This window comes from Streptomyces sp. NPDC007856 (genome assembly GCF_042868225.1).
Taxonomy (GTDB): Bacteria; Actinomycetota; Actinomycetes; order Streptomycetales; family Streptomycetaceae; genus Streptomyces.
On sequence record NZ_JBIAEC010000003.1, the window covers coordinates 215327 to 227052 of the forward strand.

Consider the following 11726-nt stretch of genomic DNA (forward strand, 5'->3'; position numbering starts at 1 on the left):
AACCGGAGTCGACCCTACCGGCCGTCGCCGCACACACAAGTCCCCCCCTGCTTCCTCACGAATCGGGCAAGAGTACGAACCGCGAAGTCCGACAACTACCGGGCAGGTCGAACCAATTCATAGGCATCCCACAGATCCCGCCCCGTGTAGGAGTGCGTTGCGAGTCCTGCCAGGCGGGCGTCCGCATTGACCGCCACGGAAACCGGTACGACAGCAAACAGGTCCTTGTCCGACATCGAGTCGCCGTACGCCACACAATCCGCCCGGGCCACGCCGAACTCCTCGCAGAGCCGATCTGCGATGGCCACCTTGGCCGCGGCACTGAGCACCCCGGACGGATCCACGGGCTCGGTGAACGGAACGGCCGGGAAGCGGGATCCATGCGCCGCATGAGCGCCCCAGCCAAGAAGGCGTTCGACGAAGAAGGACGGCGAGAGCGACACCACCGCGCAGTATTCGCCCGCGTCTCTGATCTCTGCCCAGACCTCACGGATGCGGTCCAGCCAGGGAGCCGCCTCGAATGCGGCGCTCACATGCACCTCGGTCAGACCGGACCACAGGTCGTATGCCTGTGCCGAATACTCCGGCGGACCGATCCGGCCCTCCGCGATCGCCCGGTCCAGGGCCACGGTCTCCGCTTCCAGCCCCAACTGGCGGGAAATCTCCACGGGAGCCGTACTGCCGTGCAGCAATGTGCCGTCAAGATCGAAGAGATGAAGTCTTGCCATGGCCCCCGAGGCTAACCGGCTGTCGATGTTTCACGTGAAACGCTTCCCGCTGTCCGCAGGCTGTGCATTGGGTCGCGACATGACCAAAAGCACGTGTGCCCGCGTGGAAACGGGTGGACGTCGGGGGTGCCGGTCGGACAGCCTGACCTGCGTGTCGACTCCTTCCCTCGCCGCTCTGCCCATCCGTCGTCTGACGCTTCGTGATCTCACCGCCTGCGCCGACTTGTCCGAGGACCGGGGGTGGCCACGCGAGGAACACAAGTGGGGATTCCTGCTCACCGCCGGAAAGGGCTTCGGTATCGACGACCCAGAGGGTGGTCTCGTCGCCGCATGCGTCATCACGGAGTACGGCCCGTGGGGGCGCCCGGATCTCGGGGCCGTCGGCATGGTCCTGGTGGCCGGACGCCATGCCCGTCAAGGAGTCGGGCGCCGCCTGATGCGCCATGTCGTGTCGACCATGGGGACCACTCCCCTCACCCTGCACGCCACACCCAACGGCCGCCCCCTGTACGAGGAACTGGGCTTCAAGGTGACGGGGCGGGCGGAGATGTTGAAAGGCCGCTTCACTCCCGGCGGGCCGGAATCGGGTGTGTTCACCCGTGCCGCCGCCGCTGAGGATCTGCCCGCGATCCTGCGTCTCGACGAGGAGGTGTTCGGCGCCGATCGCACTCCCCTGATCACCCGGCTGCCGGCCTTCGCCGACCAGTTGCGGGTGGCCGAGGAGGACGGCCGGATCATCGGCTACGCAACCGCGTGGCCCAACATGGACACCCATGTCGTCGGCCCCCTGGTGGCCCGGGACGCGGAGACGGCCAAGGCCCTGATCAGTTCGCTGGCGGCCCATACGGACCGTCCCCTGCGCACCGACATCGATGTGCGCCATGAGGCCCTGCTGACCTGGGCGAAGGCGCGGGGGCTTGCCTCCGTGGCCTTCAACGCCGTGATGACGTACGGCATCCCGGATCTTCCGGGGGACTGGACCCGCCGGTTCGCACCGCTGACGGTGGCCGCGGGCTGAGCCGTCGTACGACGAACGCCGGTGCCGCCGCGTCGTGCGGCGGTACCGGCGTTGTCCCTGTGGGGGCTTAGCTCAGGCGAGCGCCCGCACGGCCGCGGTGGCGAAGCCGTGGTCCTGCTCCGGCGCACCCCCGCCGACGCCGATCGCGCCGATCAGACGGCCGTCCCGGTGGACGGGCACTCCGCCCGCGATGAACAGCAGGGGCCGCTCCAGGGCCGTGGGCAGCGTGTGGAAGAGGCCGCCCGGCTGCACGGCGTCGACCAGGTCGGCGGTGGGGGTATTCAGCTGGAGTGCCGTGTAGGCCTTGCGTGTGCTGGTCTCGCCGGAGATCAGCACGGCCCGGTCGTCCCGGCGGAAGGCGAGCAGATGGCCGCCCGCGTCCAGGACGGTGACGCTGACGGTGACCCCGGCCTCCTCGGCCGCGCGGCGGGCCGTGGCGACGAGCAGTTCGGCGTCCTCGATGGACAGCGGGGCGACGGCGGTGGTGCTCATGGAAACTTTCTCCTCGGGTGTAGCTCGGAGGGGGTGTTTGCCGTACCGGGGATGAGAGCCCCTGCACGGAAGGTCTTGGGGATTCGGGTGCGGCACCCAGTGGTGTATGGGATTCAGTGGTGGACCGGCGTCTGCCGGCCGGCGGACGTCCCGGCGGCGACCAGGGTGCTGCGGGCGCCGTCGCGGCGCTCCAGCGCCGCCGACAGGACGGCGAGGACCAGGGCGGCCGCGGCGAGGGCGGCGCCGACCCAGTTCGGAGCCATGTAGCCGAAACCGGCGGCGATCACGATGCCGCCGAGCCAGGCGGACAGCGCGTTGCCCAGGTTGAAGGCGCCGATGTTCACGGCCGACGCCAGGGTCGGCGCACCGTGCGCCTGGTCGAGCACGCGCTTCTGCAGCGGCGGTACGGTCGCGAAGCCCAGGGCGCCGATCAGGGCGATGGTCACGGCTGCCGCGATCTTGTTGTGCGAGGTGAGTGTGAAGAGCGCCAGGACGAGGGCCAGGGCGCCCAGCGAGACGTACAGCATCGGCATCAGGGCGCGATCGGCGAACTTGCCGCCGATGAGGTTGCCGCCGACCATCCCGAGGCCGAACAGGACCAGCAGCCAGGTCACCGAGCCGTCGGCGAAGCCCGCGATGTGGGTCATCATCGGGGCGATGTAGGTGATGGCCGCGAAGACGCCGCCGAAGCCGAGGACAGTCATCGCCATGGCGAGCAGGACCTGGGCGTTCTTGAACGCGGCCAGCTCATGGCGCAGGTGCACACCCTCGGGCCGCGGCATCTCGGGCACCAGCCTGGCGATGCCGGCGAGGCCGACGACCCCGAGGGCAGCGACGATGCCGAACGTGACGCGCCAGCCGACGTGCTGGCCGATGAGCGTGCCCAGCGGAACGCCGATGACATTGGCGACGGTCAGGCCGGTGAACATCATGGCGATGGCGCCGGCCTTCTTGTGGGGCGCCACCAGCTCGGCCGCCACAACGGAGCCGATACCGAAGAAGGCACCGTGCGCGAGCGAGGCCACCACGCGTCCGATCAGCATGATCACAAAGGTGGGGGCGACGGCGGAGAGCAGGTTTCCGGCGATGAAGAGACCCATCAGCAGCATCAGCATGCGCTTGCGCGAGACCTTGGTGCCGAGCACGGTCATCAGCGGGGCGCCGATGACCACGCCGAGCGCGTAGCCCGTCACGAGCAAGCCTGCCGTGGGGATGGAGACCCCGAAGTCACTCGCGACCTCGGGCAGCAAGCCCATGATCACGAATTCGGTCGTTCCGATTCCGAAGGCCCCGATCGCGAGGGCCAGGAGCGCGAGAGGCATGGAGGGGGTACACCTTCCAGACGATTGCATGTGCGCTTTGCGTGCCTCCACAATAGTTGCAGACGCGGGTTAAACGCAACCGCACACTATTGCGGACTTGCTCTACCCTTGATGCAGCCGCTCCGGGACGGAGGAGAACACCCATGACAGCGACGGACCCCGCGCTCACTGCTCTCGCACAGGGCTGGTGCGCCCTCTCTGCCCTGCATGGAAGGATCGAGGGGCACATCGAGCGCGCCCTGCAGGCGAAGCACGACCTGAGCGTGCGCGAGTACTCGCTGCTCGATGTACTGAGCCGCCAGCACGACGGCGAAGGGGGCCATCTGCAGATGAAGCAGGTCGCCGACGCGGTCGTCCTCAGCCAGAGCGCCACCACACGCCTGGTGACCCGGCTTGAGGACCGCGGCCTGCTGGAGCGCTACCTGTGCCCCACCGACCGGCGCGGCATCTACACCAACGTCACCGATGCGGGTCTGCGACTGTTGGAAGAGGCCCGCCCCACCAATGACGCCGCCCTGCGCGAGGCTCTGGACGAGGCCGCCAGGAACCCCGAACTGGCCCCGCTGGTGCGGGTAGTGGAGACGCTGAACGTACCGGCATAGGGTGCGCGCATGGGAGATCTTGAAATACGGCATGCGACCGCAGCCGACCTTCCCGCGATCGTCGCGATGCTCGCCGACGATCCGCTCGGTGCCCAGCGCGAGTCCCCCGACGACATGACCCCGTACCGGGCCGCTCTGGGACGCCTGGAGACCGACCCGAACCAGCACCTCGTCGTCGCCGTTCGCGACGGCCGTGTGATCGGGACGCTCCAGCTCACGATCATTCCGGGGCTCTCCCACAAGGGAGCCACCCGCGCGCTCATCGAGGCCGTCCGCATCCACACGGATGAGCGGGGCAGTGGGCTGGGCAGCCTATTGATCGAGTGGGCCATCGACACCGCCCGCAGGCTGGAGTGCCGGATGGTGCAGCTTACTTCCGACAAGACACGCACCGATGCCCATCGCTTCTACGAACGGCTCGGTTTCAGCGCCACGCACGAAGGCTTCAAACTGCCGCTCTGACAGTGCCGACGGGCCAGGGACACCACAGGGGTGTGTTTCACGTGAAACACACCCCTGCGCCGTGGAGGTCTAACCGATCCCCCGCCACCCCTCGGGGTCCACACCGCCGGGGACCGGCGCCTCCGGGTCGTACGGCTGCCGTGTGAACACGAACGAGCCGAGATCGAGATGGCTCAGGGATCCGTCCGCGCGTCGTACCGGCCGCAGCAGCTCTCCGGCGAAGTAGCTCTCCAGTCCCGTCCAGGTGCCGTCACCGTTGGAGCGGAAGCGGGAACGCCGACCGCTTCCGGTCAGCGGACCGAGCGCGAGAAGGCCGTCGGCATTCACCCGAAGACCGTAGCCATTGGTCCCCCAGTACCACTGTCCCGCCAGCTCCAGGACCGACGGGTCGACCTCACGCAGCGGGCTCCAGGGCTCCGGGATCCGCGGCTCCGCCTCGGCCACGATCCGCACCAGGTCGGCGCCCACCGCTCCCAGCAGCGGTCCACTGGTGCAGTTGGCAAGCAGCACGGCGGCCACGTCGTCCTCGACGCTGAGCGTGAGGTTCGCCAGGAAGCCCGGCAGCGAACCGGAGTGGCCGACCAGGAGCCGGCCGTCACGGCGCTGAATCTGCAGACCGAGCCCGTACGCGGCCCCGTCCAGCACGTCCGCCGCCTCGGCCGGCGCCGCAGGTGTGCGCATCTCCCGCACCGACTCCGCGCTCAGCACCCGGTCGTCACCCGCGGCCAGAAACGCGGCGAACCGCGCCAGGTCCCCCGTGGTCGACCACAGCTGGCCGGCCGGTGCCATCCTGCCCAGGTCCTCCAGCGGCTCCGGCAGCATCGCGTCCACCCATGGATGCACGGCCCATCCCCCGGCATGCGGAGCCTGCGGCTGCGTGCTCGTACGGTGCAGCCCGAGCGGCTCGAGGATCTCGCTGCGCAGCACCTCATCCCAGGGAGCGCCTCGCAGCTCCTCCACCAGTGCGCCGAGCACCGTATAGCCGGGGTTGGAGTAGTGGTGCCGTCGGCCGACGGGATGCAGCAGGGGCTGCTCGCCGAGCACATCGCTCAGCTCCGGGCGCAGGGTGCCCGGGGTCCGCTCCCACCAGGGCGCGGGCGACTCGGCCGCCAAGCCAGCGGTGTGCGCGAGCAGTTGGGCGATCGTCGCCTCGCCCGCACCGGTGCCGGGCATATGCTTCTCCAGCGGGTCACCGAGGTCGAGCAGGCCCTCGTCGCGCAGTCGCATCACCAGGATGGCGGTGAAGGTCTTGGTGATGGACCCGATCCTGTACTGCACGGTCTCGTCCGGTCCGTGCCCGTCCACCGAGGTCCGCGCCCCGTGCCATACGGCCTGTCCGCCCCGCACCACGGCCGCGACCAGCGAGGGCGCCCGCCCTTCGGCCTGGGCGACGGCGATCCGGTGCAGCAGGGCGCGGTGCGTTCCGGGGAGCAGCTCTTCCTGAGATGACGTCATGCGCCCAGTCCACCTGCTGTGACGGCGGACGTCGAGTTCATTTGCGCGGACGGAAGCCGTTCGATGTCGTGGGGCGGGGTGGTCCATCGCATCACCGTCTCGTCCGCCTCGTCGGCTTCGAGCGTGACCGGATACACCTGGCCGCCATCGTGTTCACCGCGGTGCCTGATCGAGTGATCACCCAGGCCGCCTCGCCAGGCGGTGAGCTCAGTGAAAGAGCGGCCGCCTCGGCCACCGGGAGGTCGAGCCATCCGTGCGGTCCAGCGCAGCCGTGCTGCGCGATCCGCTCGCCGCCGTACTGCGCGTGCGCGTCGTCCGCGTATCGGCCCCAGTAGGTGACGTCAGCGAGCCCGTCGGCCGGCAGCGACCGATCCGAGCGCGACCCGTCAGCGACGTCGGCGGGCGTTGAGCCGGGCGGCCTGGCGCGTCAGGTGGTCGCGCTCGTCGAGGTTGGGGGCCTTGTGGGCCGCCTCGGCGTACAGCCGTGCCGCCGTCGCCAGGTCGCCGTCGCGCTCATGGAGATACGCCGCCACCGCGGCGTGGCGCGGCAGTGAGGCGTCCAGCGCCGCGAGCGCCGCCAGGCCGGCGCGCGGTCCGTCGGCCTCCCCGACGGCGACCGCGCGGTTGAGCCGGACGACCGGGCTGTCGGTCAGGCGCGTGAGCTCGTCGTACCACTCGACGATCTGCACCCAGTCGGTCTCCTGGGCGGTGGGCGCGTCAGCGTGGAGTGCCGCGATGGCGGCCTGCGCCTGGAACTCGCCCAGCCGGTCACGGGCGAGGGCCGCCTGGAGGATCCCGATGCCTTCGGCGATCAACGCGGTGTCCCACCGGCCGCGGTCCTGCTCGGCGAGCGGCACCAGGCTGCCGTCGGACGCGGTCCGGGCCGCACGCCGGGCATGGTGGAGCAGCATCAGGGCGAGCAGCCCCGCCGCCTCGGGGTGGTCGACGGCGGCCGCGAGCTGCCGGGTGAGCCGGATGGCCTCGGCGGCGAGGTCGACATCGCCGGAGTAGCCCTCGTTGAAGACCAGGTAGAGGACGCGCAGCACGGTGGCGACATCGCCGGGCTGATCGAATCGCACGTCGGAGACGGTGCGCTTGGCCCGGCTGATGCGTTGCGCCATGGTCGCCTCGGGCACCAGGTAGGCCTGGGCGATCTGGGGGGTGGTCAGCCCGCCGACGGCGCGCAGCGTGAGCGCGACGGCGGACGACGGCGTCAGCGACGGGTGGGCGCACAGAAAGTAGAGCTGGAGCGTGTCGTCCACCGCGGACGCGGGCCCGGGCGCCGGCTCCTCCTCGACGCGGTCCTCACGCCGGCGGCGGGCGGCGTCGGCGCGCATCGCGTCGAGGTAGCGGCGCCAGGCCACGGTGACCAGCCAGCCCTTCGCATCCCGAGGAGGGTCGGCCGGCCAGACGCGGAGCGCCTCGACGAGCGCGTCCTGCGCGGCGTCCTCGGCCGCCGCGAAGTCAGCTCCGCGGCGGACGAGGATGGCGAGCACGCTCGGCGTGAGGCTCCGGAGCAGGACCTCGTCCATCGATCAGGTCACTCCGTGATGGCGCAGTGCCCGGCCAGGAACGGGCGCACCTCGAGCCACTCATGGATCGGCTTCCCGCCCGCCCCAGGGGCGGCCGACAGTTCCCCGGCCAGCTCGACGGCGCGCTCGTAGCTGTCGACGTCGATCACCATCCAGCCGGCGATGAGGTCCTTGGTCTCGGCGAACGGGCCGTCGGTGACCGGCGGGCGCCCCTCACCGTCGTACCGGACGAAGGTCCCCTCGGGGGCGAGCGCCTGGCTGTCGACGAACTCACCGGTCTGCTCGAGGCGGGCCGCGAAGTCGCGCATGTACTGCACGTGGGCCGAGATCTCCTCCGGCGTCCACTGCTCCATCGGCACGTCGTTGACCGAAGCCGGGGCGCCGCGGTAGTGCTTCAGCAGCAGGTACTTGGCCATTGTGGTACTCCTCGGTACTCGTGCGACCCATTGTGGGCGCGTTCACCCCGGGGACGGAGCCGGAGGCGGGTTCTCGACATCGCCGTCCGATTTCTTTGGATCGCACGGGCCGGGCGGTGGCGGAACTGCCGCGGTACGGCCGTCCGGTTGCGGAGCGTCAGCGCCGACCTGGTGCTATGGGCGGTTCGGTCCTTCGGCCGCACGTCGCATCGAGATGCGGGCTTCGATGCCGTCGAGCAGGAAGTCGAGGCCGATCCGGAAGGTGTGGTCAGCGTCCAGGTGGGCGGCGTCGCGCACCACCGTGGCCAGCGCGGGGAATCGGCCGGTGGCGAAGGTCCGCTCCAGATAGGGCCCGAGTGAGGCCTGCCAGCGCTTCTCGTCCATCCCGGTGGCCCGCTCGGCACGCCGCTCGGCGATCTCCCGACGCACCGCGCCGATCACGTACGCGTTGACCGCCGCGACCACCGGCATGATGGCGTCCACGTCGATGCCGGCCAGTGCGGCCACCACGGTCTCCCCACTGGCCAGCGCGTGCGGCCCGAGCTGGGGTCGGCCACCCAGTAGATCGGCGAGCCATTCGTGCTCGTGCGCGGCGTGCCGAGTGGCTTCGGCAAGGGACCGGAGCACCTCCCGCCAGCCGTCTCCGACCGGCCGGATCTCGGCGTAAGCGGCGTCGACCATCAGGTCGAGCAACTCCGCCTTGCTGGCGATGTAGCCGTACAGCCGCATCGGACGGACGTCCAGCGCGGTGGCGACCTTGCGCAGCGACACCGCGTCCAGGCCGTCCGCGTCGGCCAGCTGGATCGCCGCTCGCACGATCCGGTCCCGGCTCAACGGGGCCGGGACGGGTCGATTCGGTGGCTCCGGCCTCTCCCACACCAACATGCCGCTAACAATACATCGCATCGAACGATACAGTGTATTGATCAGTACGACGTATCGAGGGGGGAGCAATCATGACCATTGCCATCGTCGGAGCGGGCCTCGGCGGCCTGGCTCTCGCCCGTGTGCTGCACGTGAACGGCATGGATTCCGTCGTGTACGAACGTGAATCGTCACGCGATGCCCGCGGTCAGGGCGGCATGCTCGACATCCACTCCGGCCAGCGGGCGCTGCGCGAGGCCGGTCTGATCGACCAGTTCCACGCGATTGCCCGCGGTGAAGGCCAGGACATGCGGCTTCTCGAGCCGGACGGCACCCTGCTGCTGCAGGAGGACACGCCCGAGGGCGCCCCGCTTGAGCGACCCGAGGTGGACCGTGTCGATCTGCGCGACCTGCTGCTGGACTCTCTTCCTGAACACACGGTGCGCTGGGGGCACGCGTTCGAATCCGCCGACAACGGCGTGCTGCACTTCGCTGACGGCAGCAGTGCGACGTTTGACCTGCTGGTCGGCGCTGACGGCGCGAACTCCCGGGTTCGCCCGCTGCTCACCGACGCTCGACCAGAGCACATCGGCCAGAACGTCGTCGAGCTCTGCATTTCCGACATCGACCGCACCTACCCCGACCTCGCGGCGATGGTCGGGCGCGGCAACTACTGGGTGCTCGGCAACGGAAGATCCCTGGCGGCGCAGCGCAACGGCGACGGCCGCGTACGCATCGGCCTCAGCTTCTACAACACCGCCGAGGACTGGTTCGCCACCAGCGGGATCCCGTTCGACGACCCAGCCGCCGCCCGGGCGCGGCTGATCGAGGAGTTCACCGGCTGGGACCCACGGTTCACCGCACTGATCGCAGCCTGCGACGACTCGGTCGTGCCACGGTCGATCACTTCCCTCCCGGTCGGCCTGACCTGGCCGTCGACACCAGGCGTCACGCTGCTTGGCGATGCCGCGCACCTGATGCCGCCGGTAGGGGAGGGTGCCAACATGGCGCTGCTCGACGGCGCCCTGCTCGGCCTCGGGCTGGCCACGCACCCGGACGACTTTCCCGCCGCCGTCAATGAATTCGAACGCGAGATGTTCGAACGCACCAGCGCTGCCGCCCGGATGTCCGCGGACATGCAGGAATTGCTGACGTCGCCGGACGCCGCGCAGAAGATGCTCGCATTCTTCCAACCTGACGGAATCTGAGCCGTACAAGCTTCGGATCAGGTCTGGGCCATGTCCACGAAGCGGGAGTAGTGGCCCTGGAAGGCCACCGTGATGGTGGCCGTGGGGCCGTTACGGTGCTTGGCCACGATCAGGTCGGCCTCGCCCGCGCGCGGGGACTCCTTCTCGTACGCGTCCTCGCGGTGCAGCAGGATGACCATGTCGGCGTCCTGCTCGATGGAGCCGGACTCACGCAGGTCGGAGACCATCGGCTTCTTGTCCGTGCGCTGCTCGGGACCACGGTTGAGCTGGGAGAGCGCGATGACCGGGATCTCCAGCTCCTTGGCGAGCAGCTTGAGGTTACGGGACATGTCCGAGACCTCCTGCTGACGGCTCTCGGCGCGCTTGGAGCCGCCGGACTGCATCAGCTGGAGGTAGTCGATGACGACCAGCTTCAGGTCGTTGCGCTGCTTCAGGCGCCGGCACTTGGCGCGGATCTCCATCATCGACAGGTTGGGGGAGTCGTCGATGTAGAGCGGTGCGGCCGAGACGTCCGGCATACGGCGGGCGAGCCGGGTCCAGTCCTCGTCGGTCATCGTGCCGGACCGCATGTGGTGCAGGGCGACCCGGGCCTCGGCGGACAGCAGACGCATCGCGATCTCGTTGCGGCCCATCTCGAGGGAGAAGATGACGCTCGGCAGGTTGTGCTTGATCGAGGCGGCTCGCGCGAAGTCCAGGGCGAGCGTCGACTTACCCATGGCGGGCCGGGCGGCGATGACGATCATCTGGCCCGGGTGCAGACCGTTCGTCAGCGAGTCGAAGTCGGTGAAGCCGGTCGGCACGCCGGTCATCTCGCCGCTGCGCGAGCCGATCGCCTCGATCTCGTCGAGGGCGCCCTCCATGATGTCGCCGAGCGGGAGATAGTCCTCACTGGTGCGCTGCTCGGTGACGGCGTAGATCTCGGCCTGGGCGCGGTTGACGATCTCGTCCACATCGCCGTCGGCCGCGTATCCCATCTGTGTGATGCGCGTGCCCGCTTCGACCAGGCGGCGCAGCACCGCCCGCTCATGGACGATCTCCGCGTAGTACTCGGCGTTGGCCGCCGTCGGCACCGTCTGGACGAGGCTGTGCAGATACGCGGCGCCGCCGACCTTGTTGATCTCGCCGCGCTTGGTGAGTTCGGCGGCGATGGTGATCGGGTCGGCCGGCTCGCCCTTGGCGTAGACGTCCAGGATCGCCTGGTAGGTCGTCTCGTGTGCGGGCTTGTAGAAGTCGTGGCCCTTGAGGATCTCGACGACGTCGGCGATGGCGTCCTTGGACAGCAGCATGCCGCCCAGCACCGACTGCTCGGCGTCCAGGTCCTGCGGCGGCACCCGCTCGAAGGAGGAACCCCCGCCGTCCCAGGAGGCGTTCTCCCGGCCCCGGTCGTGCTGTTCGTCACGACCCCGGCCGCCGTCACCCCGTCGACGGGAGGCCGGCAGACGATCACTGGGTCCGGCGTCGGCCCACGGATCGTCCAAGGGCTCGGAAATGCTCACCGAGCCACCTCCTCCCGTCCGCGCGGCGGACCTCGCCGTGTCCTCTTTTGTACGGCACGACACTGACAATTGAGAGGCCCGGCTCCGGTTACCACGCGTCGGATTTGTGACGGTTCCCGGACCGCGGAAGG

The 11726-nt window shown here is 69.6% G+C and carries 12 protein-coding genes; 4 read left to right on the plus strand and 8 right to left on the minus strand.

Annotated elements, in window-relative coordinates:
• Positions 1–95 precede the first annotated feature (95 nt).
• The gene (locus tag ACFYOH_RS09050; protein WP_388622705.1) at positions 96–728 is read right to left on the minus strand and encodes an HAD family hydrolase; all 633 of its coding nucleotides are present in this window, start codon (positions 726–728) and stop codon (positions 96–98) included.
• Between the two features lie 151 nt (positions 729–879).
• Here ACFYOH_RS09050 and ACFYOH_RS09055 point away from each other — a divergent pair, with 151 nt between their 5' ends.
• Positions 880–1746: a GNAT family N-acetyltransferase gene (locus ACFYOH_RS09055; protein ID WP_388622707.1), complete on the plus strand. Its 867-nt coding sequence runs from the start codon at positions 880–882 to the stop codon at positions 1744–1746.
• A gap of 72 nt (positions 1747–1818) precedes the next feature.
• On the opposite strand, the gene ACFYOH_RS09060 is transcribed toward ACFYOH_RS09055, so the two are convergent.
• A complete protein-coding gene (locus ACFYOH_RS09060) occupies positions 1819–2238 on the minus strand; it encodes a heme-binding protein (RefSeq protein WP_388622709.1) in 420 nt (139 codons plus the stop codon).
• A gap of 113 nt (positions 2239–2351) precedes the next feature.
• Positions 2352–3560: an MFS transporter gene (locus ACFYOH_RS09065; RefSeq protein ID WP_388622711.1), complete on the minus strand. Its 1209-nt coding sequence runs from the start codon at positions 3558–3560 to the stop codon at positions 2352–2354.
• Positions 3561–3703: 143 nt separating this feature from the next.
• On the opposite strand from ACFYOH_RS09065, the gene ACFYOH_RS09070 reads away from it, so the two are divergent.
• Together ACFYOH_RS09070 and ACFYOH_RS09075 are read left to right on the plus strand one after the other, a co-directional pair.
• Positions 3704–4162, plus strand: coding sequence for a MarR family winged helix-turn-helix transcriptional regulator (locus ACFYOH_RS09070; RefSeq protein ID WP_388622714.1), 459 nt, complete (start codon positions 3704–3706; stop codon positions 4160–4162).
• 9 nt (positions 4163–4171) lie between these two features.
• Positions 4172–4624, plus strand: coding sequence for a GNAT family N-acetyltransferase (locus tag ACFYOH_RS09075; protein WP_388622717.1), 453 nt, complete (start codon positions 4172–4174; stop codon positions 4622–4624).
• Positions 4625–4693: 69 nt separating this feature from the next.
• On the opposite strand, the gene ACFYOH_RS09080 is transcribed toward ACFYOH_RS09075, so the two are convergent.
• The 4 genes from ACFYOH_RS09080 to ACFYOH_RS09095 form a co-directional block, all read right to left on the minus strand.
• Positions 4694–6079 carry a serine hydrolase domain-containing protein gene (locus tag ACFYOH_RS09080; protein WP_388622720.1) on the minus strand — a complete coding sequence of 462 codons (1386 nt, stop codon included), beginning with the start codon at positions 6077–6079 and terminating at the stop codon, positions 4694–4696.
• Positions 6080–6465: 386 nt separating this feature from the next.
• Positions 6466–7611 carry an RNA polymerase sigma factor gene (locus tag ACFYOH_RS09085; protein ID WP_388622722.1) on the minus strand — a complete coding sequence of 382 codons (1146 nt, stop codon included), beginning with the start codon at positions 7609–7611 and terminating at the stop codon, positions 6466–6468.
• Positions 7612–7619: 8 nt separating this feature from the next.
• Positions 7620–8027 carry a YciI family protein gene (locus ACFYOH_RS09090; RefSeq protein ID WP_388622725.1) on the minus strand — a complete coding sequence of 136 codons (408 nt, stop codon included), beginning with the start codon at positions 8025–8027 and terminating at the stop codon, positions 7620–7622.
• A gap of 174 nt (positions 8028–8201) precedes the next feature.
• Positions 8202–8912, minus strand: coding sequence for a TetR/AcrR family transcriptional regulator (locus tag ACFYOH_RS09095; RefSeq protein WP_388622728.1), 711 nt, complete (start codon positions 8910–8912; stop codon positions 8202–8204).
• A 71-nt stretch (positions 8913–8983) separates the two neighbouring features.
• On the opposite strand from ACFYOH_RS09095, the gene ACFYOH_RS09100 reads away from it, so the two are divergent.
• Positions 8984–10099, plus strand: a complete 1116-nt coding sequence (locus ACFYOH_RS09100) for an FAD-dependent oxidoreductase (protein WP_388622730.1) — start codon at positions 8984–8986, stop codon at positions 10097–10099.
• Positions 10100–10116: 17 nt separating this feature from the next.
• Here the strand turns inward: ACFYOH_RS09100 and dnaB are convergent, their stop codons facing one another.
• Positions 10117–11595, minus strand: a complete 1479-nt coding sequence (gene dnaB, locus ACFYOH_RS09105) for a replicative DNA helicase (RefSeq protein WP_388622733.1) — start codon at positions 11593–11595, stop codon at positions 10117–10119.
• Positions 11596–11726 lie beyond the last annotated feature (131 nt).

Coding starts and splice junctions, on each gene's coding strand:
- ACFYOH_RS09100 (WP_388622730.1), top strand. CDS start 8,984: ATGACCATTGCCATCGTCGGAGCGGGCCTCGGCGGCCTGGCTCTCGCC.
- ACFYOH_RS09075 (WP_388622717.1), top strand. CDS start 4,172: ATGGGAGATCTTGAAATACGGCATGCGACCGCAGCCGACCTTCCCGCG.
- ACFYOH_RS09080 (WP_388622720.1), bottom strand. CDS start 6,079: ATGACGTCATCTCAGGAAGAGCTGCTCCCCGGAACGCACCGCGCCCTG.
- ACFYOH_RS09095 (WP_388622728.1), bottom strand. CDS start 8,912: ATGTTGGTGTGGGAGAGGCCGGAGCCACCGAATCGACCCGTCCCGGCC.
- ACFYOH_RS09065 (WP_388622711.1), bottom strand. CDS start 3,560: ATGCCTCTCGCGCTCCTGGCCCTCGCGATCGGGGCCTTCGGAATCGGA.
- ACFYOH_RS09070 (WP_388622714.1), top strand. CDS start 3,704: ATGACAGCGACGGACCCCGCGCTCACTGCTCTCGCACAGGGCTGGTGC.
- ACFYOH_RS09060 (WP_388622709.1), bottom strand. CDS start 2,238: ATGAGCACCACCGCCGTCGCCCCGCTGTCCATCGAGGACGCCGAACTG.
- ACFYOH_RS09090 (WP_388622725.1), bottom strand. CDS start 8,027: ATGGCCAAGTACCTGCTGCTGAAGCACTACCGCGGCGCCCCGGCTTCG.
- ACFYOH_RS09085 (WP_388622722.1), bottom strand. CDS start 7,611: ATGGACGAGGTCCTGCTCCGGAGCCTCACGCCGAGCGTGCTCGCCATC.
- ACFYOH_RS09050 (WP_388622705.1), bottom strand. CDS start 728: ATGGCAAGACTTCATCTCTTCGATCTTGACGGCACATTGCTGCACGGC.